The sequence below is a fragment of the Microbacterium sp. NPDC057944 genome (assembly GCF_042887445.1).
Lineage (GTDB): Bacteria > Actinomycetota > Actinomycetes > Actinomycetales > Microbacteriaceae > Microbacterium > Microbacterium natoriense.
Window position 1 is genome coordinate 701,735 of sequence record NZ_JBHVPJ010000001.1, and the last position, 22,515, is coordinate 724,249.

Here is a 22,515-nt window from a genome sequence, read left to right on the forward strand (position 1 = left end):
CACGCACCGTCGCGTGAAAGTGTTCGCGACTGTGCACTACCCGCCTCTCCACTGGAGGGCAGACCACCGCTCTCCTCCGAGGCGGCGGACACACACAGTGAGGAATGCAATACACATGAAGAAGTCACTGCGATTCGGCGCAGCCGCTGTTGCGGCCGTCGCCACGCTCTCGCTCGCTTCGTGCGGGTTCGGCGGCTCCACCGGCGGCGACGGCGGCGGCGATGCCGGCGGCGCGACCACGCTCGACCTCCTCGTCCCCAGCTACTCCGACGCCACCAAGGGCCTCTGGGAGGACGTCATCAAGGGGTTCGAGAAGGAGAACCCCGACATCAAGGTGAAGCTCGAGGTGCAGTCGTGGGACAACCTCGAGAAGGTCGTCTCCACCAAGATCCAGGCGAACGACGCCCCCGACATCTACAACGGCGGCCCCTTCGCCGGCTTCGTCGGCGATGACCTGCTGTACCCGGCCAAGGACGTCGTCTCGGCGGACACGTACTCTGACTTCCAGGACGCCTTCCTGAAGAACGCCGAGGTCGACGGCACCGCCTACGCCCTCCCGCTCATCGCATCGGCGCGCGCCCTGTTCGTGAACAACGCACTGCTGAAGCAGGCCGGTGTCGAGGCTCCGACCAACTGGGACGAGCTGCTGGATGCCGCGACCAAGGTCTCCGCACTCGGCGGCGGCGTCTCCGGCTACGGCATGCCGCTCGGCTCCGAAGAGGCTCAGGCCGAGGCGGCCGTGTGGCTGTGGGGCGGCGGCGGCTCGTTCGGCGACGCGAAGGACATCACGATCGACACCCCCGAGAACCTCGTCGGCGCCGAACAGATCAAGAAGATGATCGACGCGGGTGCGACGCAGGCCGACCCGGGCTCCACGCAGCGTTCGCCGCTGATGGACATCTTCATCCAGGGCAAGATCGGCATGCAGGTCGGCCTCCCGCCGACGGTCGGCCAGATCGAAGAGGGCAACCCCGACCTCGACTACTCGATCGTCCCGATCCCGACCAAGGACGGCTCGCCGTTCACGCTCGGCGTCATGGACCAGCTGATGGCGTTCCAGAACGACGGTGACAAGAAGGAGGCGATCACCAAGTTCTTCGACTACTACTACTCCGCCGACGTCTACGTGCCGTGGGTGCAGGCCGAGGGCTTCCTCCCCGTCACCAAGTCGGGCGCCGAGAAGCTCAACGGCGACGAGAAGCTGAAGCCGTTCCTCGACGTGCTGCCGGACGCGCAGTTCTACCCGTCGACGAACCCCAAGTGGTCGGCCACCGACGGCGCCTTCAAGTCGCTGTTCGGCCAGCTCCAGTCGCAGTCCGCCGCTGACGTCCTGAAGCAGATCCAGGCCCAGGTCGACGCGGGCTGATCCGCCGGAAAGGGAGAGGTTCGGGTACAACCATGAGCCAGACAACAGAGTCCTCGAACCTCGCGGGGGCGGCTGACAGCCGCCCCCGCACCCCGAAGGCCTCCGGCGCCGCACGCGGCAAGCCGGGCATGAAGGATCTCCTCCAGGCGCTGCCCTGGATCGCACCGGCCCTGGTGCTCATCATCGGCGTCGTGCTCTTCCCCGCCGGCGTGATGTTCTACAACTCGACCCGCGACATCTCGCTCTCGGGTCTCGACAAGGGGTCGGTCGGCCTCGAGAACTTCGCCACAGTGTTCGCATTCGCGGAGTTCTGGCCGATCTTCTTCCGCACCATCGTGTGGGTGGTGACCGTGGTGCTCTTCACGGTGCTCATCTCGCTCGCCCTCGCGCAGATCCTGAACAAGGCCTTCCCCGGCCGGCAGATCGTGCGGATGGCCGTGATCGTCCCGTGGGCGGCATCCGTCGTCATGACCACGATGGTCTTCTACTACAGCCTCGAGCCGTACTTCGGCATCTTCAACAAGTTCCTGTACGACATCGGGCTGTCCGACGACCAGGTCGGCTTCGGCTGGACCAAGAACCCCACCACGGCGTTCATCTGGTCGATCGTGATCGCGATCTTCGTCTCGCTCCCCTTCACGACCTACACGATCCTCGCCGGGCTCCAGACGGTGCCAGCCGACACCCTCGAGGCCGCGAAGATGGATGGAGCCGGAGCCACCCGCACCTACTGGACCATCGTCGTCCCCCAGCTGCGCAGCGCCCTCGCGGTCGCCATCCTCATCAACATCATCAACGTGTTCAACTCGCTGCCGATCCTGAAGGTCATGACCGGGTCGATCCCCGGCTACGGCGCCGACACGATCATGACGATGATCTTCAAGTACATCGAGCTGCAGAAGAAGGTCGACGTCGCCAGCGCCCTGTCGGTCGTCGCCTTCCTCATCGTGATCGTGATCGTCGCGATCTACGTCAAGGCCGTCAAGCCCATGAAGGAGGTCTGATCATGACCGTGACCGAGACCGCCCTCGTCACCACCCGCGGCACCGGGGCCCGTGCTCCGCAGATCGGCCGCAAGCGCCGCTACACCGAGGACCAGGTGTCGCTGCCCCGCGTCATCCTGCGCATGGCCGCCGGCCTGCTGGTGCTCCTGATCTTCGTGCTCCCGTACCTGATCATGTTCTTCGGCTCGGTGAAGACCAAGCCGCAGATCCGCTCCGTGAATCCCACCTACTTCCCCACGGAGTGGCACTGGGAGAACTTCGTCACGATGTGGTCGACGCCCGAGACGCCGCTGCCGTACAACCTGATCTCGACCATCATCATCGCCGTCTTCGCGACGCTCCTGGTGCTCGTCGTCTCACTGCCGGCCGCGTACTACACGGCCCGGTTCAAGTTCCCCGGCCGCATGGTGTTCCTGTTCCTGGTGATCGTGACGCAGATGCTGCAGCCCGCGGTGCTGACCTCGGGTCTGTTCCGTCAGTTCACGACACTGGGGCTCGGCGACACGTGGGCCGCGATGATCTTCATCAACGCCGCGTTCAACCTGTCGTTCGCGGTGTGGATCATGCATTCCTTCTTCGCCGGCATCCCCAAGGAGGTCGACGAGGCCGCGCAGATCGACGGCGCCGGGCGCTTCACGGTGCTGTTCAAGATCAACCTGCCGCTCGTGTGGCCGGGCATCGTGACCGCGATCGTGTTCACCTTCGTGGCCTGCTGGAACGAGTTCGCCGCATCGCTCGTCATCCTCTCCACCGACAAGAACCAGCCGCTCTCCGTGGCGCTGACCAAGTTCGTCGGCCAGTACGAGACAAGCTGGCAGTACGTGTTCGGCGTCTCGATCGTCGCGATCCTGCCGGTGGTCATCCTGTTCATGCTCATCGAGAAGCGCCTCGTCGGCGGCCTCACGGCGGGCTCCGTGAAGTAGGCCCCCGTTCGCCAGAAGGGCCCCGGATGCTGCGGCATCCGGGGCCCTTCTGCTGCGGGTCCTGGGGCGCTGTTTCCCGCGTTGCGCGCCCCTGCATGCGCTGCTCTCCTCCGGGTCGCGCGGCCCATCCCCGGGTTTGCGCGGCCCATCTCTGCACGCGCTGCACTTCTCCATGTCACGCGGCCCATCCCTGCACGCGCTGCAGACATATCGACAGCGTCTTCAGCGAACAGCAGCGCGGACCTACCCCGTCCGGGCCGGAACCCAGCGAACAGCAGCGCGAACTCAATCGAACAGCAGCGCGAAACCCAGCGAATAGCAGCGCGATACCCGACGGAACCCGACGCGACACGACGCGGGAGCGGATCAGTGAGCGGATGCCGTCCGCAGCTGGTCGGGGCTCCAGCGCACGCCGAGCGCCGCCGTGAGCGCGAACTGCGCCACACCCGTCGAGATGACGGCTCCCGCGTCGGCGTACCTCACCGGCACGCGCGCGGTGCCCGTCGCCGCGTAGTCGAGGTCGGCGCGCACGAGCTCCAGGAAGGGCTCGCCGAGCGCCCGCACGGGGCCGCCGATCACGACCTCCGCTGCGTCGAGCACCGCGGCGATGAGCTTGATCGTGCGGGCGAGCGCCCTGGCGCCCTCCGCGAACACGTGCTCGTCGACGCCCGCGGCGAGCGCGGTGATCACGCCGTCGTCCATGGCGTCGGTGAAGTCGTCGCCGAGCATCGCGGTCATCGACGACGCCGACTCCAGGCATCCGTAACGCCCGCACCGGCATTGCCGCGCCTCGTCGCCGAACTCGACCTGCACGTGCCCGATCTCGCCCGCACGGTCGCGGGGACCGGGGGCGAGCTCCCCGTCGAGGGTCACGGCCGCGCCGATGCCCACGCCGATGTGGATGAAGAGGCGGTAGCCCGATGCCTCATCCTCCATGGCGGCCTCGGCGATGGCCTCGGCATCCACGTCGTTCACGAGCAGGACGGGAACGTCGAGCAGCGACTCCAGCCGCTCGGCGAGGGGCACGTCGCTCCAGCCGAGCTGCACGCTCTCGAGCACCGAACGCCCGTCGGTCGTTCCGGGCAGCTGGGCGCCCGCGATGAGCAGCCGGTCGCCGTGCTCGGCCGCGATCTGCGCGACCGCGTCGCGGATCAGATCGTCGCGGCTCTCCGCCGTGTATTCGATCCGGCGCGTGTCCACCTCGGAGCCGTCCAGCGCCACGAGGGCGAGGCGTGCATCCGTCGGGCGGATCACCATGACGAGGATGAGGTGGTGCGCGGCATCCACGCTCAGGGTGGTGGCCCTCTTGCCGCCGGTGCTCGCGGCCTGCGCCCCCTCGACGACGAGGCGGCTCTCGATGAGCTCGGCGACCAGGGAGGATGCCGTGGCGGCCGTCAGCCCCGTCGCGCGGGCGATGCCGGCCCTGGTCTGCGCCCCTGACCCGCGGAACACGAGCTGCAGCGCACGGCGGAGGTTCGCCCGGCGCACGGACGCCTGCGTGTCGAGAGCATCATCGCTGTTCAGCATGGGCGGATTCCGTTGTCGAAAATGGTTGACAGGGATCGGGTCACTGCGTACCCTCGATCATAGTTTATTCAATAAACTAAGTTGACTGCCCCGGGCGGATGAGTGCTGCACACACCGTCGTCCGCCCGGGGAATCATCTCAGCGGCCTTCGGCGGCTTCGGTGTGATGACGGATGACCTCCGCCACGACGAACTTGAACCACTTCTCCGCGAACTCCGGGTCCAGATGGGCCTGCTCCGCGAGAGCGCGCAGTCGAGCGACCTGCTGCTCCTCGCGCCCTGGGTCGGATGCCGGCATCGCATGATCCGCCTTGAGGTGCCCGACCTGCTGCGTCGCGCGGAAGCGCTCGGCGAGCATGAAGATGAGCGCCGCATCGATGTTGTCGATGGTCGCGCGCAGTCGGAGAAGTTCGGACTTCGGGTCCACGGCGTCGGTCATGGTCTTACTCTACGGTCCCGCACCCGCCCGCTATCGTGAGCACATGAGCGAAGAAGAATCGGCGCCGTCCGAGAGCGCCACGGGCGCAGCATCCGTCCCCGTCGAGGAGACGGCGGCACCCGCCGCGCAGGCCCCTGCCCCGCTCACCCCGCGGCCGGTGGTGATCGAGCCGATGACGCCGAGCCGCTCGTTCTGGACCCGCATCGACCGCCCGTTCGTCTTCGGCTTCCTGGTGACGCTCGGGGGCCTCGGGGCGATCGTGCTCGGCCTCGCGGTGACGAGCCTGTCGACCGTGCTCATCTACATCGCCCTCGCCCTCTTCGCCGCCCTGGGCCTCGACCCGGCGGTGCGGTTCCTGGAGCGCAGAGGACTCTCCCGCTCGATCGCGGTGCTCGTCGTCATCCTCTCCCTGATCGTCATCGTGGCGCTCATCCTCTGGATGGTGCTCCCCATCGTCATCGAGCAGGTCGCGAGCTTCGTGCGCTCGGTGCCCTCGATGATCCAGGACTTCACGCGCAGCGACATCTACGCCACGCTCGAGAAGCAGTTCGGCGACCAGTTCGAAGACCTCGTCGCCGACATCCAGAAGTTCCTCACCAACCCGGGCAACATCGCCACGATCGGCGGGGGCGCGCTCAAGATCGGCGCCGGCATCGCGACGGGCATCTCCGGGGCGATCGTCGTGCTCGTGCTCACGCTGTACTTCGTCGCCACGCTCCCCGGCATCAAGACCTCCCTGCTGCGCCTCGCCCCCGCCCGTGACCGCGCCAGGGCTGCCGACATCACCGAGCAGATCACCGACTCAGTCGGCGGCTACGTCATGGGGATGGTCGTGCTCGCGTTCTTCAACGCACTGCTCGCGTTCCTGCTCTACCTGTTCCTCGGTCTGCCGTTCCCGCCGCTGATGGCCACGGTCGCGTTCTGCATCACCCTGATCCCGCTCGTCGGCTCGGTGATGTTCTGGATCATCGGCACCGGCCTCGCGCTGTTCACGAACCCGCTCGCCGCGCTGGTCTTCGGCATCGTGTACCTCGTGTACATGCAGGTCGAGGCGTACGTCATCACCCCGCGCGTGATGAACAGGGCGATCTCGATCCCCGGCTCGCTCGTGGTCATCGGCGCACTCGCCGGCGGCACGCTGCTCGGACTCCTCGGCGCACTCGTGGCGGTGCCGGTCGCGGCATCCATCCTCATCATCATCAACCAGGTCCTGGTGCCCCGGCAGGACGCCCGGGTGTAGTCGCAGCCCCGCTCTCGCATCGCGCGAAGGGGCGCATCCCGGGTCGATTCGGGATGCTCTGCGCTCTTCTAGGGGGTCAGAGATCCTGGTCGAGGATGCCGACGAACCGGCTTCCGACGCCCTCGAAGTAGCCGCGATGCAGCCCGTCGGCCGGTTTCGGGAGTTCGTCGGATGAGTGCTGGCGGCAGATCACGGAGGTGAACTCGGGCCACCACTTCTTCGGTCTCGCTGCCTCGGAATAGCCGCACACATCGCAGGTCAACGTGACCCAGACGGGGCGCGCGCCCTTCTTGCGGTTCGATCGGGACTGCACGAGCCATGCGGGCGGATCCTGCTCGAGCGCCGCGAGCTCGGACTCGCTCACGCCGTCGCCGAAACCGTGACGGTCGGCCATCTCCAGGGAGATGTCGAGCCGCTGGGCGAGATCGCGCTTCGAGATCATGCCGAAGTTTCCGTTGCCATACGCTCCATCCTCTCAGGCCGCTCCCTTCGGCCACACCGCACGTACACGGAAGGGGCCTTCGGACTGTCGTCCGAAGGCCCCTTCCGCACTCGATCAGACCAGGCCCTGCTCCTTCAGCCAGGCCTTCGCGATGTCGGCCGACGACTTCTGGTCGACCGTGCTCTGCACGTTGAGGGCGACGAGCTCATCGGCGGTGAGCTTGGCGCTGATCGCGTTGAGCACCTTCGACACCTTGTCGGAGATGTCGCTCGACACGATCGGCACGACGTTGGAGGCGAGGATCATGTTCTTCGGATCCTCCAGCGCCACGATGTCCTTCGTCTGGAAGGCCGGGTCGGCGGTGTAGATGTCGGCGACCTGGATCTCGCCCGCGAGCAGCGACTCGAGCGTCGTCGGACCGGTGGCCGAGAAGTCGAGGCTCACGCCGTAGATCTCCTTGGCCGCGGCGGGGCCGTAGGGGCGCTGCTCGAACTCGGGCGCGGCGCCGACCGTGACCGGCGTCGTGACCTTAGAGAGGTCGGCGATCGTCTTCAGGCCGTGCTCCTCGGCGAAGCTCTTGAGCACGGTGTAGGTGTCCTGGTCGGACGCCTCCGCGTAGTCGAGAGCGGTGAGCCCCTTGGGCAGCGCCTCCTTCAGAGCCGCGTACACGTCATCAGGGTTGGTGACGTCGGCGCCCTTGTCGAGGTACTCCAGCAGGCTGCCGGTGTACTCGGGGAAGACGTTGATCACCCCCGACTCGACCTCGGGCATGTACGCGTCGCGCTGACCGATGTTGAGCTTCTTCTCGACCGTGAAGCCGGCATCCTCGAGCGCCTGGGCGTAGATCTCGGCGATGATCTCGTTGGAGTAGTACGCCTGCGAGCCGACGACGATCGTGTCGCCGCCCCCGCTGGAGCTGGACTCGGACGGGGTGTCGAGCGGGTTGCTCGATCCACACGCCGAGAGGGCGAGTGCGGCGGCGGCGACCAGGCCGACCGCGAAGGCTGTGCGCGTGCGTCGTGCTGTGAACATGACTTCCTCTTCTCTGGGACTTCTGGGGTGTCGAGTGCTGTGGACGGATTCAGGCGGTGGCGGATGCCGCGACCGGCGCGGCGGCACGGCGGCGTGCCGGTCGACCGGTGCGCAGGCCGCGCGGAACGGCCGCGTGCTGTGCGGACGCGAGGAGCAGATCGACCAGGAGCGCCAGGACGGCGACGATGATCGCCCCGCCGAGCACCTGGTCGAAGCGGCGCAGCGGGATGCCCTGGATGATCGGCCAGCCGAGGCCGCCGAGATTGACGTACGCCGCGATGGTGACGGTGGCGATGACCTGCAGCAGCGCCGAGCGGATGCCGCCGACCAGGAGGGGCAGGCCGAGCGGAAGCTCCACCTTGAAGAAGATCTGCCACTCCGTCATGCCCATCGCCCGTGCCGCGTCGATCACGCGGCGGTCGATCGCCTCGAGCCCGGTGTATGCACCGGCGAGCAGCGAGGGGATCGCCAGCAGCACGAAGGTGATGACGGCCGCCTCCGGCACGTGGAGCACGCCGAGGAGCAGGACGAGCAGCACCATGAGCCCGAACGCGGGGATGGCGCGGGCCGCCCCCGAGACGGCGACCGCGATCTCACGGCCCCTTCCGGTATGGCCGATGAGCCAGCCCGCGGGCAGCGCGATCGCGGCGGCGATCAGCACGGAGACGAGCGTGAGGGCGAGGTGCTGGCCGAGCAGCACGGGCAGCGCGTAGCGTCCCTGCCACTGCTCGGGGGCGAACATCCAGGCGATGGCCTCGGCGAAGAGGTTCATGCGGCAGCCCTCGTGGTGACGGCGCGCGCGGTCGTCACCCGCGAAGAGGTGGAGCTCGCGCGGGTCCACGGCATGAGCGCCGTGCCGATGAGCAGCAGGATCAGGTCGATCACCAGGGCGATCACCACGACCGCGATGACGCCGGCGAACACCTCGGCGATGATGCGCCGTTCGAGACCGTTCGTGAAGAGATAGCCCAGGTTCGTCACGCCGATCAGGATGCCGACGGTCGCGAGCGAGATCGTGCTGACCGCGGTGACCCGGAGCCCCGCGAGGATCACCGGCCCCGCGAGCGGGAACTCCACGGCCCAGAACCTGCGGAACGGCCCGTACCCGATGGCCGTCGCCGCCTGTCGCACGTCATCGTCGACGGAGTCGAGGCCGTCGGACACCGCACGGACGAGGATCGCGACGGCGTAGATCGTGAGCGCGATCACGAGGTTGGTCGGGCTGGTGGCGAGGTACCCGAACGCCGCGGGCATGAGGATCAGCAGTGCAAGAGAGGGGATCGTGTAGAGCAGGCCCGTGAGCACGATGATCGGCCCGCGCACCAGCCGATACCGCCACGCCACCCATCCCAGCGGTAGCGACAGCACGAAGCCGAGCAGGATCGGGATGATGCTCTGGCGCAGGTGGTCGACCGTGAGCTCGAGGATCAGGCCGAGGTTGTCGACGATCCAGTTCACGGGGCCCCCGCCCCCTCGACGGGCTCGGGCACGGGGAGGCCCGCAGCATCCGATCCGACGATCGCGCCCTGCGTTCGGCCCTCGGAGTCGACGACGACCGTGCCGCGCGGAGTCTGCTTGAGGTGCAGCGCACGATGCCCGCGGTCGGCGCCGATGAAGGCGGAGACGAAGTCGTCTGCGGGATTCTCGATGATCTCGCTCGGGCTGCCCACCTGCACGATGCGCGCGCCCTTGTCGAGGATGACGACCTGATCGCCGAGCAGGAAAGCCTCGTCGATGTCGTGCGTGACGAAGACGACCGTCTTGTCGAGCTCGCGCTGCAGCCGGATCGTCTCCTGCTGGAGGTCGGCGCGGACGATCGGGTCGACGGCGCCGAAGGGCTCGTCCATCAGGAGGATGTTCGGGTCGGCCGCGAGCCCGCGCGCGACGCCGACGCGCTGCTGCTGGCCGCCGGAGAGCTGGCTCGGGTACCGGTCGGCGAGAGCGCGGTCGAGCCCGACCGTGTCGAGCAGCTCCCTCGCGCGCTCGTGTGCCGCCTTGCGGGCGACGCCGTTGAGCCGCAGCACCGTCGCCACGTTGTCGATCACGCTGAAGTGCGGCATGAGGCCCGAGTTCTGCATCACGTAGCCGATGCTCCGCCGCAGGGCCACGGGGTCGCCGCCGAGCACGCTGACGCCGTCGATCTCGACCTCGCCCGACGTGGGCTCGACCATGCGGTTGATCATGCGCAGCAGCGTCGTCTTGCCGCATCCGGACGATCCGACGAACACCGTGGTCTTGCGCGACGGCAGCACGAGGCTGAAGTCGTTCACGGCGAGAGTGCCGTCGGGGAATCTCTTGGTGACGTTGCGGAACTCGATCACGACGTTCTCCAGTCGGGGGTGCGCGCGACGTGCGCGATCAGGGTGCGACCTCGACGCCCGGCGCGAAGGCGACGTAGCCGGAGAAGTCCTTGCCGACACGGTCGAAGGCGGTCGGATACGGATGCGGGTAGGACCATGCGAGGTCGGCGTGCAGCTCGCCGCCGGCCTGCACCGAGTAGTACTGACACACGCCCTTCCACGGGCAGGTGTACGGGGTGGGGCTCTCCACGAGCGCCCCCTCGACGACGGATGCCGGCGGGAAGTACCAGTTGCCCTCGATGCGGATGAGATCGCTCTCGTCGGCCTCGGCGATGACGGTTCCTGCGAGTACAGCCTTCATGGTCCTGCCTCCTCGGATGTGGTTTCGAGCGTATAAGAGGTCACGGACATCAGGGCCGGGATCGCCCGGAGTCCGTCAATGTGCGACACATTCCCGCACCTGTTCGGAGCCGCCGCGCGTTCGGATTGCCTGCGCGGAACCCCGGATGCCGGTCGCATCCGCGCGGTGTCCGCCGACGAAACGGACTGCCGGCCGACACTCCGCAGCCGATGCGCTCACCGCGCTCATGCCGACTCCCCGTTCACGCCGACTCCCCGTTCACGCCGACTCCCCGCTCACGCCGACTCCCTGCCGTAGCCCTCCAGCAGCCGCAGCCAGACCTCGCTGATCGTCGGGTACGCCGGCACCGCGTGCCACAGCCGCGCGATCGGCACCTCGCCGACCACCGCGAGCGTGGCGGTCTGCACGAGCTCCGCCACCTCGGGCCCGACGAAGGTCGCGCCGACCACGACATCCCGCTCCGTGTCGATCACGAGCCTGGCCTGCCCCGCGAAGCCGTCTTCGTACAGGCTCGCCCCGGCGACCCAGCCGAGGTCGTAGTCCACGACGCGGATCGGGAGACCGGCATCCTGCGCCGCTTTCTCCGTCAGCCCGACCGAGGCGACCTCGGGGATCGAGAACGTCACCTGCGGCGCGGCGGCGTGGTCCGCCGTGGCGACATGGCGGCCCCAGGGCGCGTCGTCGACCTCGCCGCCGAGCGCGCGCGCCGCGATCACGTCTCCGGCGGCGCGCGCCTGGTACTTGCCCTGGTGGGTGAGCAGCACGCGTCCGTTCACGTCGCCGACCGCGTACAGCCAGTCGACCCCCGGCACGCGCAGGGTGTCGTCGACAGCGATCCACTTCCCCGGTTCGAGGCCGACCGTCTCCAGCCCGATGTCGTCGCTGCGCGGGGACCGCCCCGTCGCGACCAGGACCTCGGATGCCGTTACGGTCGAGCCGTCGGACAGCTCGATCCGCACCCCCTCCTCATCGCGGCGCACCGACGACGTGCCCGTCGACAGGCGCACGTCGACGCCGAGCTCCTTCAGGCCGGCGGCGACCCGCTCTCCGGCGAAGGGCTCCATCCCGCCCAGCAGCCCGCCGCGAGCGATGAGGGTGACCGTCGAGCCGAGGGCGGCGTAGGCGGTCGCCATCTCGACCGCGACGACCCCGCCGCCGATGACCGCGAGCGACTCCGGCAGCTCCTTCGCGCTGGTGGCCTCGCGGCTCGTCCACGGCGCCGACTCGGCGAGTCCGTCGATGGGAGGGACGACGGCATCCGATCCGGTGCTGATCGCGACGGCGTGCCGGGCGTGGAGCACGCGCTCGGTTCCATCGGCATCCGTCACCGTCACCTCGCGCTCACCCGTCAGGCGGCCGTGACCGCGCGCCAGGTCGATGTGCGCCGACTCGAGCCAGCGCACCTGGCCGTCGTCAGACCAGTTGCTGGTGAAGGAGTCGCGGCGGGCGAACACGGCGGCGACGTCGAGCTCTCCGGTGACGGCCTCGGCGGCGCCTGCGACGTGCTGCGCAGCCCGCAGCGCCTGCGCCGAGCGCAGCAGCGCCTTCGAGGGCATGCACGCCCAGTAGGAGCACTCGCCTCCGACGAGCTCGCTCTCCACGATGATCGCGGTGAGACCGCCCTGCACGGCGCGGTCGGCGACGTTCTCGCCGACCGGACCTCCGCCCAGGACGATCAGGTCGTACTCGTCGGTCTTCTCAGCAGTCATGCGTCGCACCTCTCCGTCGCCCAGTCTTGCTCAAGAGCAACGCGGAGTCACGGGGGTCTTGTTCCACCCGCCCGCCAGAACTCCGGAGATCCATCAGGTTCGGTGGCCCGCACGTGCGCCCCGCCCCTGAACCGCGGTGGTTCTCCGGAGTTCTGGCGGATGCCGCCGCGAACAGAGCGCCGGACGGACAGGCGTCCGCACCGAACACGCATTCGGGGGGCCGATGCGACCGCCGCGAACAGAGCCCCGGCGCGGTCAGCCCGCCGACACCTCCCGCGGCGCGAGCCGGGGAGCCAGCACCGCCGCAGCCAGGCCGATCGCCGCGGCCAGCGCGAACACCGCGGTGAACGGGTCGGCGACCGCCGCCGTTCCGGCGAACAGCACCCCCGTGAGCGCGAGCGCGAGCGCGCTGCCGAACGAGTCGGAGACGGTCATGGCCGCGCTGTTGAACCCCTGGTCCTCGGTCGAGGACATCCCCAGGGTCAGCGCGCTGCTCCGCGGACTCATGAGACCCATGCCGGCGCCCGCGACGATCCAGGCGACGACGATCACGATCGCCTCCGCCCTGAGCGCCGTGGCGACGAGCGACACCCCCACCCCGGCGAAGACCAGGGCGGTGCCGATCCGCACCGCCACGACGCTGTCCAGGCGCGCCCCCATGCGTCCCTGCACCGTCGCCGCGATCGACCACGCGAGTGCGCCGCCGGTCAGGGAGAGGCCGGCGATCGTCGGCGAGAGACCGTAGCGATCCATGAGCAGGTAGGGGATGTAGATCTGGGCGCCGAAATACGCCGCCGCGGTGAGTCCTCGCACCAGGATCACCGACGGGAGTCCTCGTCGGGCCCGCAGCGCCCCTGCCGGCAGCAGCGGGCGGACGGCGATCAGCGCCACGACGACGGCCGCCGCGGCGAGCGCCGGTCCCGCGCCGGGGACGTCTCCGAGCAGGTTGAGGCCGAGCACGGCGAGAGCGGCCAGCAGCGACCATCCGAGCCGGCCGAACGCCCAGGGCGTCGCCGCGTCGCCGCTCCGGGCGAGACCGCGGAGCGCCGGCACGACCATGAGGAGAGCGACGAGCACCAGCACCACGACGCCGAGGAACACCCAGTGCCAGCTCCACAGCTCGGTGACCGCGCCCGCGACGGACGGCCCGATCAGCGAGGGGATGACCCAGGCGGCGGCGAAGCCGGCGAAGATCGCGGGATGCAGGTCACGGGGGTAGACCTTCGCGACGACGACGTACAGCGCCACCATGAGTCCGCCGCTGCCGAGGCCCTGCGCGAAGCGGCCGACCACCAGGACCGCCATGCTGGGGGCGAGCCCGGCGACGAGGAGTCCGGCGACGAAGACCGCCACCGAGGTGTACAGGGGCTCGACCGGTCCTCGGCGATCCGCCCAGTTGCCCGCGACGACCATTCCGATCACGCCCGTGGCGAGGGGGCCGGCGAAGGCGAGGGCGTAGAGCCGCTCGCCGTCGAGCTCGGCACTCACGGTGGGCATCACCGTCGTGACGGCCAGCGACTCGAACGCCCCGAGGAAGACGAGCGCGCACGCGCCGATGGTGATCCAGAGGTACGCGCCGCTCATGATGCCGGGGGCGGCGGCCTTGGCGGTCGACACCCCTCCCGTGTCGAAGGTCATGGGTTCGACGCTAGAACCTCAACAATGGTTGAGGTCAAGCGGGGGATGCTCGGCACGTCGGCACGCCCGCGCAACCGATACATTGGAGTCTTTGCCGATGAGGAGTTTCCCGATGGATTGCGTACTGGCGGAGACGGGCACCGAGCCCAGTCTCCTTCTTCTGATCGTGGGCGTCGTGGCCGCCGTGACCGGAGCCGTCCTGCTTCTCCGAGGGAGGGGCCCGCGTCTCGTTCGGAGCACCTTCGCCCTCGGCGCGATCCTGCTGGGAGCAGCGGCCTTCACGGGGCTCGCCGCCGAGCCCGCGTCCGCGGCCGCGGATTGCCCTCCCGCACAGTCGCAGGCGCAGACGCCAGCACCAGCACCGGCACCGGCGGAGACGCCGTCACCCTCGCCGTCGCCGTCCGAGACGCCGATCACACCCCTCGTGATCGACGGCGAGGTCACCGCCGCGGTCGTCCAGACGTTCGACCAGGCCAGCGGAGTGTCGACGCTCGACTACACGGGATCCTTCGGACCGAGCGCCGCATCCACCGCCGCCATCCCCGCGGGGTCGACCGTGGAGTTCACGATCGTCAACCATGAGATCAACGGGGATCTGGGTACGGGCAGCGGGGCGATCGACCCTCGCCTCACCTGCACCCCTTCGTCTCTCCCCACGTCGCTGAACGCGGGAGGGGTCTTCGAGGAGACCGTCGTCGTGTCCTGCCAGACCACCGCGGCTCTGAACCCCGGGGACGCCCCCGCTGGCATCTCCCTGAGGGTGAGCCCCAGCCACAGCGGGTCGATCACGTCCGCCGTGGTGACCCTGCCCGGCGACGCCGACGCCACGAACAACACCCGCAGCCAGACGGTCGTCGGCCCCTGAACCGCCCGTCCCGGTGAGCGCAGAGCGCGGGGTCGCGGCGATCGCCTCGGCCCCGTGCTGACCTGCCGAGGACGCTGCCTGAGCACGCTCCACAGCCGCACGCACGTCGCCCCTGACGACGCGGTGCTCACTCCGCGCGCGGCATCAGCGCACAGGGCGACACCCTTCGACGAGACAGAGCTCACCGCGCGCGACCTCAGCGCACGGGCAGGAAGTGCGTCGGCGTGGGTGCCGGGGCCCGGTGGCGGATGCCGAGGGGCGCGCCCGTGCGCTCGTCGAGGTCGATCAGGCTGATCGTGTCGGAGCGCTGACCGGCGACGAGCAGCTTGCCCTGGTGCACGAGGTGGTGCCTCGGCCAGTCGACCCCGGAGTCGGCGAGCGCGATCGACTCGAGGGCCTCACCGGCGCCGCGCACGCGCAGCGCCGCGATCGTGTTGCTGCCGCGCAGCGCCGTGTAGAGGAACTGCCCGTCGCGCGTGCGGGCGAGCTCCGCGGGGAAGTCGACGCCGATCTCGGCGATCGGGCTCGACAGCACGGACGACACGACCGCCCAGGTGCCGTCAGGGCCCGCCGCGAGCGTGAAGACCTCGCAGGAGTACTCGGTGACCACGTGCAGATGCCCGCTGGGGTGCACGACCATGTGCCGCGGCCCCGTGCCCTTCGGCAGCACGACCTCGTGATCGAGCGCGAGGCCGCCGGCGGTCTGCCGCCAGATGCGCACGAGGTCGAAGCCGAGGTCGGTGGTCGCGATGCGGCCGTCGGGCAGGAAGGCGGCGGCGTGCGCGTGCGACTCACGGCCCTCGTCGCCGTAGGGGTCGGATGCCGCGGCCGCGGTTCCGGCCGGGGCTCCGGCTTCCGCCGCGGGCTCGCCCAGGAGCGCCGCGCGCAGTTCTGCGGCCTTGTTCGCGGCATCCGGGATCGGTCGTCCGGCGGCGTCGAGGCCGATGCGCACGACCCTGCCGTCTCCGTAGCAGCTGGCGATGAGCGAGGAGCCGTTCGGGGCGACGGCGACGTGGCACACGTACTGTCCGGCCTCGACGGGCTCGCCGAGCGGGGTGAGCGAGGACTCCCCGCTGCGGGCGAACGCCTGCACGGCGGCATCCCCCTCCAGCGCCGCGTAGACGATGTCGAGCGTGGGGTGCTGCGCCAGCCACGACGGCGACGGGGTCGACGTGACGGCGCCGCGGTAGCTCAGCGACGTCTCCGCGCCCTCATCCCCCGCGAGCAGGCCGATGCCGTCTGCGATGCCCTCCATCGCGGGGCCGTATCCGCCGAGCCAGAACCGCGTCATCCGTGTCTCCCTCTGTCACCGTCGATCCGGAAACCGCTTGCCGGACCGGGGACCAGCGTACGCCGGTCCCCGATCGCGCGCGCTCAGTCGAGCAGATCGTGACGGACGATGACCTGATCGCGCTCGGGGCCGACGCCGATCACCGAGATGCGCGTGTTGCTCATCGCCTCGAGTGCGAGCACGTAGTCCTGCGCGTTCTGCGGCAGATCCTCGAAGGTGCGCGCGACCGAGATGTCCTCGCTCCAGCCCGGGAAGTACTCGAGGATCGGGGTGGCGTGGTGGAAGTCGGTCTGGTTGACCGGGACCTCGTCGAACCGCACGCCGTCGACGTCGTAGGCGACGCACACGGGGATCTGCTCGAGTCCGGTGAGGATGTCGAGCTTGGTCAGCACGAGGTCGGTGATGCCGTTGATGCGGGTCGCGTAGCGCGTGATGGGGGCGTCGTACCAGCCGACGCGACGCGGACGGCCCGTGGTGGTGCCGAACTCGAAGCCCTGCTTGCGCAGCCACTCGCCCTGCTCGTCGAACAGCTCGGTCGGGAAGGGACCGGAGCCGACGCGCGTCGTGTACGCCTTGACGATACCGACGATGCGGTCGAGGGCTCCGGGGCCGACGCCGGATCCGGTGGACGCCCCGCCCGCCGTCGCCGACGAGGAGGTCACGAACGGGTAGGTGCCGTGGTCGATGTCGAGCATCGTCGCCTGGCCGCCTTCAAACACGACGACCTCGCCGCGCTCGAGGGCCTGCGCGATGAGGTAGCCGGTGTCGGCGACCATCGGGCGCAGACGCTCGGCGTAGGACAGCAGGTCCTCCACGATCTCGTCGGCGGTGATCGCACGGCGGTTGAAGATCTTCACCAGCAGGTGGTTCTTCTGGTCGAGGGCGCCCTCGACCTTCTGACGCAGGATGTTCTCGTCGAAGATGTCCTGCACGCGGATGCCGACGCGGTTGATCTTGTCGGCGTAGGCCGGACCGATGCCGCGGCCGGTGGTGCCGATCATGCGCTTGCCGAGGAAGCGCTCGGTGACCTTGTCGAGCGTGCGGTGGTACTGCGTGATGATGTGCGCGTTCGCGCTGACGCGCAGGCGCGACACGTCGATGCCGCGGGCCGCGAGGGCCTCCAGCTCGAAGAACAGCACCTCGAGGTCGATCACGACGCCGTTGCCGATCACGGGGTTCACCCCGGGCGACAGGATGCCGGACGGCAGCAGGTGCAGGGCGTACTTCTCGTCGCCGACGACCACGGTGTGCCCGGCGTTGTTGCCGCCGTTGAACTTGACGACCCAGTCGGTGCGCTCGCCGAGCAGGTCTGTGGCCTTGCCCTTGCCCTCATCGCCCCACTGGACGCCGACGATAACGATTCCTGGCATGGGAGACCCCCTTGCTTTCGCCGGGTTTGCACCGGCTGATGAGCTGGCCCTCTTCGGGCGACTCCATCCTATCGAAGGCTGGTTTCGGTCTTTCCGGGAGGAGCAGCCGCGCACGCTGGCGCGAATCCGTCGAGGGTTGGCGCTCCGGCCGGTCGACGGATGTCGGTGACCCGGAGCAGGATCGAAGGATGCCGGACACCGCCCAGAACCCCTCCACACGTCCGCCGCGCACGGGCGCACAGGGACCGCTCGTGCTCGTCGCGGCCCTGGTGACGGTGGTGCTGTGGGCCTCGGCGTTCATCGGCATCCGCGGGGCCGGTCCGCACTTCGACCCCGGAGCGCTCGCGCTGCTGCGCATGGCCGTCGGCGCCGTCGCCCTCGGGCTCATCGCGCTGCGCCGCGGCATCCGCCCTCCGTCTCGGCGGCAGATCCCTCTCGTGGTGCTGTGGGGCGTCGGCTGGTTCTGCGTCTACAACCTCGCGCTCAACGCCGCCGAGCGCACGCTCGACGCGGGCACGGCCGCGATGGTCGTGAACCTCGCCCCGCTCATGGTGGTCGTGTTCAGCGGGCTGTTCCTGCGCGAGGGCTTTCCGCGGCCCCTCGTCATCGGCGCGCCGATCGCCTTCCTCGGCGTGGTCCTGATCGGCATGAACACGTCGTCCGGAGACGGCTTCGACCTCACCGGCCTGCTGCTCGCCCTGCTCGCCGCCGTCATGTACGCAGGGTGCACGCTGCTGCAGAAGCACCTGCTCAGCGCCGGAGCCGACGCGACCACGCTGACGTGGTTCGGCGCCGTCGCGGGCACCGTGGCGCTCCTCCCCTGGACGGGCAGCCTCATCGGCGCACTGCAGACCGCACCGCTCGACGCGACGCTGTGGGTCATCTACCTCGGCATCTTCCCCACCGCGATCGCCTTCACGACCTGGGCCTACGTGCTGCAGCGGAGCACGGCGGGCCAGACGTCCGCCACCACCTACGTCGTCCCGGCGATCGCGATCCTGATGTCGTGGATGATCCTCGGCGAGGTGCCGACCCCGCTGATGTTCCTCGGCGGGGCGCTCTGCCTGCTCGGCGTGCTCGTCACGCGGATGACGTGGGGGCGGCGGGCGACGACAGCGCCCTGAGGGGTCGCCGAACACCGCCGCGGGGCAGGAACGCCCCGACCGGCTCTCAGAGCGCCGTGTCGACCCCGACGCCGTGCTGCGTGCGGAACCAGCGCTCAGCGGCATCCGCGTCGCCCAGGAGCATCGCGCTGCGCATCTCCTCGAAGCACTCGGCACGCATGGCGGCCGACCCCTCCTGCTGGCGGACGTGGCGGAGGTTGCGCGCCACGAGCAGGTTGGTCTCCGACATCATCCTGATGAAGACGGGGTTCCCCGACTTCGCCACCAGGAAGCCGATGAACGCCTGCGACTCGGTCATCAGCGCGTCGGAGTCGTCGGCCCTGGACGCCGCGATCATGCGGTCGAGGAAAGACACGGCCTCGACCAGCTCGTCGGCGCTCATCCGCCGCATCGCGAACTGGAGAGCGGTGCTCGCCTGCATCCCGATGTGCTCGAGAGTGCTGAGCACGTCGTCGTCGGTGACCTGGGTCACCCTGGTGTACCGGCTCGGCGACACCTCGACGAGCCCGACCCACGTGAGACGCTGCAGCGCCTCCCGAACGGGCGTGCGGGAGATGCCCAGAGCTGCGGCCACTTCCTTGTCGTTGACCTTCTCGCCCGGCTCGAGCACTCCGTCGACGATCGCGGACCCCACGAGGTCGAAGATCTGATCCGCCAATGCCATGCCCTCGACGGTGAACGGCCCCAACCGCGCGTCGAGTGACAGATTCGTATCCGTCATCTTGCTTTCCCAGCTCCTTCATCGGCGCCCACGGTCCCCTCGCGGCGCGCCGTCGATGATACGCCGCCCAGCTTGGGGCCACCTGGCAGCCGCGCGCTACAGTGTCGATCGGAGGACCGATGACAACCTGGTGGCCCTACGCACGACTCGCAGCGGCAGCTCTCGGCCTGGCGGCGATCATCCGTCAGCTGTGGCTGGCGATCGGCAACGCCCTCGCGGCACAGACGGAATGGGCGAGTCATCTCCCCACCGTCGTGACGAACTTCTTCAGCTACTTCACGATCCTCTCCAACCTCGCGGCGGTGCTGGTGCTCATCGCCGGAGCGGTGTGGGCTCTCCGCACGCGGGGCTCCGATACCCCGGAGCCCCGCTGGCTGGCCACCGCATTCGCGTGCGCGAGCACCTACATGATCGTCACCGGCATCGTCTACAACCTCCTGTTGAGGCAGTACCCGATCGCCGGCATCTCCGACGTCTGGACCAACGAGACACTGCACGTGATCATCCCCGTCGTGATGCTCGCAGACGTGCTGTTCGCGCCGCGGCGGCGAGCGCTCGGCTGGGCGACGATCTTCGAGGCCGCGATCTTCCCGATCGCGTGGGCCGTGTACACGCTGATCCGCGCGAACTTCATCACCGCCCCGATGGACGGCAACCCGTGGTGGTACCCCTACCCCTTCCTCAACCCGAACATCCAGCCCGGCGGCTACGTGACGGTCGCCCTGTACATCGTCGGCATCGCGGTCGCCATCATCGGCGTCGCGGCATTCGTGGTGTGGGTCGGCCGGCGCCGCGGCATCCGCCCGAACTGAATCGGCGCTCGCACCGAAGCTGAATCCCGGTATATTTGCTGGAGCATGCGCCGGCAGGGAGTGGTCGGCGCAGCGCACACAGGGCCACGGGCTCGCGATGAAGGGATCGGTCGGAGATGCATCAGGGGCAGGAGGGGCCCGATCCCGACGTCGCCGCGCCCGCAGGCGCCAGCAGGAAGGACAGCCGCCACGCGGCCGATTCGACCGCTGCTCTGCCCGCGGCAGGCGCGGTCGCACGCGCGCACGCCACCGTCGCCGGCTGGTCGCGCGGTCGCAAGGCGCTCGCGATCGTCTCCGCCGTCGGCGGCGTCGGCCTGATCTCGGTCGGCCTGCTCACCTCGGGCGGCGGCGATCTGTCGGCCCTCGCGAACATGCCGGTGACCACCTACGCCGATCGCGCCGAGACCGTGCAGGACACGAAGGTCCCCGTCGGCGAGCCCGACTCGAGCGACACGCCGGATGCCGGTGAGAAGACCGTCGACGACGATCGGGCCGACGACAAGGACGGCGGCAAGAAGACCGACGCGCCGACGTCCGAGGCCCCCGGATCCGATGCGGGCCCCGGGACTCCCGGCGGGAGCGCCCCTGGAGGGACGGATCCGGGCACGACGAACCCCGGGACGGGGACTCCGGGCACCGACCCGGGGACCACGCCGACGAATCCGGGCACGAACCCCGGGACCCCGACGAATCCGGGCACTCCGACCACACCGACCACACCGGGCACGAACCCCGGGACTCCGACGACCCCGACCACCCCGACCACGCCCCCGGCCCCCAAGCCCCTCGGGTTCGCGGGACTGGAGAAGCACTACACGCTGAGCCTCCTCGGCATCAAAGTCCTCGGCAGCTACACGCTCACCGTCACCGGTCAGCCGGGGGCATCGATCGCTGTGAAGTACGGGTCCGCCAACGCCGGAAGCACGAAGTTCGACGCGAACGGGCGGGCATCCATCACCCTGGGCGCGTCGCTCATCGACCTCGGTCTCTCCAACCCCACGATCCGCGTCTCGTACTCCGACGGCACGGCGGGCGCGGCCATCGAAGCACCCCGCGACTCGATCTGATCAGGAGCCGGATGCCGCGGCATCCGTCATGGGGACTTCTCTCCGGGACCATACGGAGGAGACCCGGTTACGCTGGTGCGGGGGATCGTCGTCGTGTCCCCGTGCGATCGAGGAGACACTGATGAACGAGCCGTACGCGCCCGGCCCCGCCACGGGTTCCACCCCGCCCCCGCCGCCCGCTCCACCGGCTCCGCCCGCACCGGCGATGCACGCCGCACCGCCGGCTCCTCCCGCCCCTCCTGCCCCCGCGACGCGGGCCGAGGCCGCATCGACCGCCCCCGCCGCGCCTCCGACTCAGGGACCCTCTTCCGACGAGCTCGCCCGCGCCGGGCGCGTGCTCCAGGTCGTCTCCGACGCGTACTCGGCCAAGATGGTCGGCCAGGAGCGTCTGCGCATGAGCCTGCTGATCTCGCTCATCGCCGGCGGCCACATCCTGCTCGAGAGCGTCCCCGGCCTCGCCAAGACCACCGCCGCGAGCACCCTCGCCGACACCGTCAAGGCGCGGTTCAAGCGCATCCAGTGCACCCCCGACCTGCTGCCCAGCGACATCACGGGCAACCAGATCTACGACGCGGCCACCGGGTCGTTCCGCACGGTGCTCGGCCCCGTGCACGCGAACTTCGTGCTGCTCGACGAGATCAACCGCTCCAGCGCGAAGACCCAGAGCGCCATGCTCGAGGCCATGCAGGAGCACCAGACCACCATCGGCGGGGAGGTGCACCACCTGCCGAAGCCGTTCCTCGTGATCGCCACGCAGAACCCCATCGAGCAGGAGGGCACGTACGAGCTCCCAGAGGCGCAGATGGACCGCTTTCTGCTCAAGGAGATCGTCGAGTACCCGAGCCCCGCCGAGGAGTTCGAGATCCTCGGCCGCATCGACTCGGGCGTGCTCGACCCCGACCGGCACGTCGAGAGCGCCGTGAGCCTCGACGACGTGCGGCTGCTGCAGGACGTCGCCTCGCGCATCTACGTCGACCCCGCCATCCGCAACTACATCGTGTCGCTGTCGTACGTGACCCGGAACCCCGCGCCGTACATCGGCGAGGAGCGCGCGCGGTACATCAAGTACGGCGCGAGCCCGCGCGCGAGCATCGCCTTCCTGCAGGCGTCGCGAGCGCTCGCCCTCCTCAACGGCCGCGCACACGTGCTGCCGGAGGACATCAGGGCGCTGCGCCACCTCGTGCTGCGCCACCGCGTGCTGCTGACGTTCGAGGCCGACGCCGAGGGCATCCGCAGCGAGGAGATCATCGACCAGATCTTCGCCGCCGTGCCCACCCCCTGAGAG

At 69.4% G+C, this 22,515-nt stretch carries 22 protein-coding genes; 9 read left to right on the plus strand and 13 right to left on the minus strand.

Translation table 11 applies throughout. The features are described from left to right. The first annotated feature begins 115 nt into the window (after positions 1 to 115). From ACFVRO_RS03130 to ACFVRO_RS03140, 3 genes are read left to right on the plus strand one after another with little or no spacing between them, the layout of a single operon-like run. Complete coding sequence (locus tag ACFVRO_RS03130) at positions 116 to 1,366, plus strand: extracellular solute-binding protein (protein WP_386949130.1); 1,251 nt, start codon at positions 116 to 118, stop codon at positions 1,364 to 1,366. Positions 1,367 to 1,398: 32 nt separating this feature from the next. Continuing rightward, positions 1,399 to 2,370 (plus strand): carbohydrate ABC transporter permease, encoded by a 972-nt coding sequence (locus ACFVRO_RS03135; RefSeq protein ID WP_105675786.1) that lies wholly within the window; start codon positions 1,399 to 1,401, stop codon positions 2,368 to 2,370. Between the two features lie 2 nt (positions 2,371 to 2,372). Further along, positions 2,373 to 3,293 (plus strand): carbohydrate ABC transporter permease, encoded by a 921-nt coding sequence (locus ACFVRO_RS03140; protein WP_181155931.1) that lies wholly within the window; start codon positions 2,373 to 2,375, stop codon positions 3,291 to 3,293. A gap of 366 nt (positions 3,294 to 3,659) precedes the next feature. Here the strand turns inward: ACFVRO_RS03140 and ACFVRO_RS03145 are convergent, their stop codons facing one another. Both ACFVRO_RS03145 and ACFVRO_RS03150 read right to left on the minus strand, forming a co-directional pair. After that, on the minus strand, positions 3,660 to 4,820 hold the full coding sequence (locus tag ACFVRO_RS03145; protein ID WP_386949133.1) for an ROK family protein: 1,161 nt from the start codon (positions 4,818 to 4,820) through the stop codon (positions 3,660 to 3,662). 138 nt (positions 4,821 to 4,958) lie between these two features. Next, positions 4,959 to 5,258 carry a chorismate mutase gene (locus ACFVRO_RS03150; protein WP_386949136.1) on the minus strand — a complete coding sequence of 100 codons (300 nt, stop codon included), beginning with the start codon at positions 5,256 to 5,258 and terminating at the stop codon, positions 4,959 to 4,961. Positions 5,259 to 5,301: 43 nt separating this feature from the next. On the opposite strand from ACFVRO_RS03150, the gene ACFVRO_RS03155 reads away from it, so the two are divergent. After that, a complete protein-coding gene (locus tag ACFVRO_RS03155) occupies positions 5,302 to 6,498 on the plus strand; it encodes an AI-2E family transporter (protein ID WP_386949139.1) in 1,197 nt (398 codons plus the stop codon). Positions 6,499 to 6,574: 76 nt separating this feature from the next. On the opposite strand, the gene ACFVRO_RS03160 is transcribed toward ACFVRO_RS03155, so the two are convergent. From ACFVRO_RS03160 to ACFVRO_RS03195, 8 genes are all read right to left on the minus strand, one after another. Further along, positions 6,575 to 6,940, minus strand: a complete 366-nt coding sequence (locus ACFVRO_RS03160) for a hypothetical protein (protein ID WP_386949140.1) — start codon at positions 6,938 to 6,940, stop codon at positions 6,575 to 6,577. Between the two features lie 114 nt (positions 6,941 to 7,054). Further along, positions 7,055 to 7,972, minus strand: a complete 918-nt coding sequence (locus ACFVRO_RS03165) for an ABC transporter substrate-binding protein (protein ID WP_386949143.1) — start codon at positions 7,970 to 7,972, stop codon at positions 7,055 to 7,057. 49 nt (positions 7,973 to 8,021) lie between these two features. After that, positions 8,022 to 8,744, minus strand: a complete 723-nt coding sequence (locus ACFVRO_RS03170; RefSeq protein ID WP_386949146.1) for an ABC transporter permease — start codon at positions 8,742 to 8,744, stop codon at positions 8,022 to 8,024. Then, the gene (locus tag ACFVRO_RS03175) at positions 8,741 to 9,430 is read right to left on the minus strand and encodes an ABC transporter permease (RefSeq protein ID WP_386949149.1); all 690 of its coding nucleotides are present in this window, start codon (positions 9,428 to 9,430) and stop codon (positions 8,741 to 8,743) included. Before ACFVRO_RS03175 ends, ACFVRO_RS03170 begins: the two co-directional genes overlap by 4 nt. Next, complete coding sequence (locus tag ACFVRO_RS03180) at positions 9,427 to 10,293, minus strand: ABC transporter ATP-binding protein (protein ID WP_386949152.1); 867 nt, start codon at positions 10,291 to 10,293, stop codon at positions 9,427 to 9,429. Before ACFVRO_RS03180 ends, ACFVRO_RS03175 begins: the two co-directional genes overlap by 4 nt. A gap of 37 nt (positions 10,294 to 10,330) precedes the next feature. Further along, complete coding sequence (locus ACFVRO_RS03185) at positions 10,331 to 10,633, minus strand: DUF427 domain-containing protein (protein WP_105675802.1); 303 nt, start codon at positions 10,631 to 10,633, stop codon at positions 10,331 to 10,333. A 275-nt stretch (positions 10,634 to 10,908) separates the two neighbouring features. After that, positions 10,909 to 12,342, minus strand: coding sequence for a dihydrolipoyl dehydrogenase family protein (locus tag ACFVRO_RS03190; protein WP_386949155.1), 1,434 nt, complete (start codon positions 12,340 to 12,342; stop codon positions 10,909 to 10,911). A 255-nt stretch (positions 12,343 to 12,597) separates the two neighbouring features. Then, entirely contained in the window at positions 12,598 to 13,980 is a 1,383-nt protein-coding gene (locus ACFVRO_RS03195) for an MFS transporter (RefSeq protein ID WP_181155932.1), read from the minus strand. 112 nt (positions 13,981 to 14,092) lie between these two features. Between ACFVRO_RS03195 and ACFVRO_RS03200 the strand changes: the two genes are divergently transcribed. Then, a complete protein-coding gene (locus tag ACFVRO_RS03200; protein WP_386949158.1) occupies positions 14,093 to 14,845 on the plus strand; it encodes a hypothetical protein in 753 nt (250 codons plus the stop codon). 196 nt (positions 14,846 to 15,041) lie between these two features. Here the strand turns inward: ACFVRO_RS03200 and ACFVRO_RS03205 are convergent, their stop codons facing one another. Next, positions 15,042 to 16,136: a lactonase family protein gene (locus ACFVRO_RS03205; protein ID WP_386949161.1), complete on the minus strand. Its 1,095-nt coding sequence runs from the start codon at positions 16,134 to 16,136 to the stop codon at positions 15,042 to 15,044. 83 nt (positions 16,137 to 16,219) lie between these two features. Then, positions 16,220 to 17,506 (minus strand): adenylosuccinate synthase, encoded by a 1,287-nt coding sequence (locus ACFVRO_RS03210; protein ID WP_105675810.1) that lies wholly within the window; start codon positions 17,504 to 17,506, stop codon positions 16,220 to 16,222. Between the two features lie 188 nt (positions 17,507 to 17,694). Here ACFVRO_RS03210 and ACFVRO_RS03215 point away from each other — a divergent pair, with 188 nt between their 5' ends. Next, positions 17,695 to 18,630, plus strand: coding sequence for a DMT family transporter (locus ACFVRO_RS03215; protein ID WP_386949164.1), 936 nt, complete (start codon positions 17,695 to 17,697; stop codon positions 18,628 to 18,630). A 46-nt stretch (positions 18,631 to 18,676) separates the two neighbouring features. Here the strand turns inward: ACFVRO_RS03215 and ACFVRO_RS03220 are convergent, their stop codons facing one another. Beyond that, positions 18,677 to 19,351 carry a GntR family transcriptional regulator gene (locus tag ACFVRO_RS03220; protein WP_386949167.1) on the minus strand — a complete coding sequence of 225 codons (675 nt, stop codon included), beginning with the start codon at positions 19,349 to 19,351 and terminating at the stop codon, positions 18,677 to 18,679. Positions 19,352 to 19,470: 119 nt separating this feature from the next. Between ACFVRO_RS03220 and ACFVRO_RS03225 the strand changes: the two genes are divergently transcribed. The 3 genes from ACFVRO_RS03225 (at position 19,471) to ACFVRO_RS03235 (ending at position 22,512) form a co-directional block, all read left to right on the plus strand. Then, complete coding sequence (locus tag ACFVRO_RS03225) at positions 19,471 to 20,163, plus strand: Pr6Pr family membrane protein (RefSeq protein ID WP_386949170.1); 693 nt, start codon at positions 19,471 to 19,473, stop codon at positions 20,161 to 20,163. A gap of 116 nt (positions 20,164 to 20,279) precedes the next feature. Continuing rightward, positions 20,280 to 21,230 carry a hypothetical protein gene (locus ACFVRO_RS03230; RefSeq protein WP_386949172.1) on the plus strand — a complete coding sequence of 317 codons (951 nt, stop codon included), beginning with the start codon at positions 20,280 to 20,282 and terminating at the stop codon, positions 21,228 to 21,230. A gap of 121 nt (positions 21,231 to 21,351) precedes the next feature. Then, complete coding sequence (locus ACFVRO_RS03235; protein ID WP_386949174.1) at positions 21,352 to 22,512, plus strand: AAA family ATPase; 1,161 nt, start codon at positions 21,352 to 21,354, stop codon at positions 22,510 to 22,512. Positions 22,513 to 22,515 lie beyond the last annotated feature (3 nt).

What these genes read in the sequence shown, in the direction of transcription:
- ACFVRO_RS03130 (WP_386949130.1), top strand. Translation starts at nt 116, where the DNA reads ATGAAGAAGTCACTGCGATTCGGCGCAGCCGCTGTTGCGGCCGTCGCC.
- ACFVRO_RS03135 (WP_105675786.1), top strand. Translation starts at nt 1,399, where the DNA reads ATGAGCCAGACAACAGAGTCCTCGAACCTCGCGGGGGCGGCTGACAGC.
- ACFVRO_RS03140 (WP_181155931.1), top strand. Translation starts at nt 2,373, where the DNA reads ATGACCGTGACCGAGACCGCCCTCGTCACCACCCGCGGCACCGGGGCC.
- ACFVRO_RS03145 (WP_386949133.1), bottom strand. Translation starts at nt 4,820, where the DNA reads ATGCTGAACAGCGATGATGCTCTCGACACGCAGGCGTCCGTGCGCCGG.
- ACFVRO_RS03150 (WP_386949136.1), bottom strand. Translation starts at nt 5,258, where the DNA reads ATGACCGACGCCGTGGACCCGAAGTCCGAACTTCTCCGACTGCGCGCG.
- ACFVRO_RS03155 (WP_386949139.1), top strand. Translation starts at nt 5,302, where the DNA reads ATGAGCGAAGAAGAATCGGCGCCGTCCGAGAGCGCCACGGGCGCAGCA.
- ACFVRO_RS03160 (WP_386949140.1), bottom strand. Translation starts at nt 6,940, where the DNA reads ATGATCTCGAAGCGCGATCTCGCCCAGCGGCTCGACATCTCCCTGGAG.
- ACFVRO_RS03165 (WP_386949143.1), bottom strand. Translation starts at nt 7,972, where the DNA reads ATGTTCACAGCACGACGCACGCGCACAGCCTTCGCGGTCGGCCTGGTC.
- ACFVRO_RS03170 (WP_386949146.1), bottom strand. Translation starts at nt 8,744, where the DNA reads ATGAACCTCTTCGCCGAGGCCATCGCCTGGATGTTCGCCCCCGAGCAG.
- ACFVRO_RS03185 (WP_105675802.1), bottom strand. Translation starts at nt 10,633, where the DNA reads ATGAAGGCTGTACTCGCAGGAACCGTCATCGCCGAGGCCGACGAGAGC.
- ACFVRO_RS03190 (WP_386949155.1), bottom strand. Translation starts at nt 12,342, where the DNA reads ATGACTGCTGAGAAGACCGACGAGTACGACCTGATCGTCCTGGGCGGA.
- ACFVRO_RS03195 (WP_181155932.1), bottom strand. Translation starts at nt 13,980, where the DNA reads ATGACCTTCGACACGGGAGGGGTGTCGACCGCCAAGGCCGCCGCCCCC.
- ACFVRO_RS03200 (WP_386949158.1), top strand. Translation starts at nt 14,093, where the DNA reads ATGGATTGCGTACTGGCGGAGACGGGCACCGAGCCCAGTCTCCTTCTT.
- ACFVRO_RS03205 (WP_386949161.1), bottom strand. Translation starts at nt 16,136, where the DNA reads ATGACGCGGTTCTGGCTCGGCGGATACGGCCCCGCGATGGAGGGCATC.
- ACFVRO_RS03210 (WP_105675810.1), bottom strand. Translation starts at nt 17,506, where the DNA reads ATGCCAGGAATCGTTATCGTCGGCGTCCAGTGGGGCGATGAGGGCAAG.
- ACFVRO_RS03215 (WP_386949164.1), top strand. Translation starts at nt 17,695, where the DNA reads ATGCCGGACACCGCCCAGAACCCCTCCACACGTCCGCCGCGCACGGGC.
- ACFVRO_RS03220 (WP_386949167.1), bottom strand. Translation starts at nt 19,351, where the DNA reads ATGACGGATACGAATCTGTCACTCGACGCGCGGTTGGGGCCGTTCACC.
- ACFVRO_RS03225 (WP_386949170.1), top strand. Translation starts at nt 19,471, where the DNA reads ATGACAACCTGGTGGCCCTACGCACGACTCGCAGCGGCAGCTCTCGGC.
- ACFVRO_RS03230 (WP_386949172.1), top strand. Translation starts at nt 20,280, where the DNA reads ATGCATCAGGGGCAGGAGGGGCCCGATCCCGACGTCGCCGCGCCCGCA.
- ACFVRO_RS03235 (WP_386949174.1), top strand. Translation starts at nt 21,352, where the DNA reads ATGAACGAGCCGTACGCGCCCGGCCCCGCCACGGGTTCCACCCCGCCC.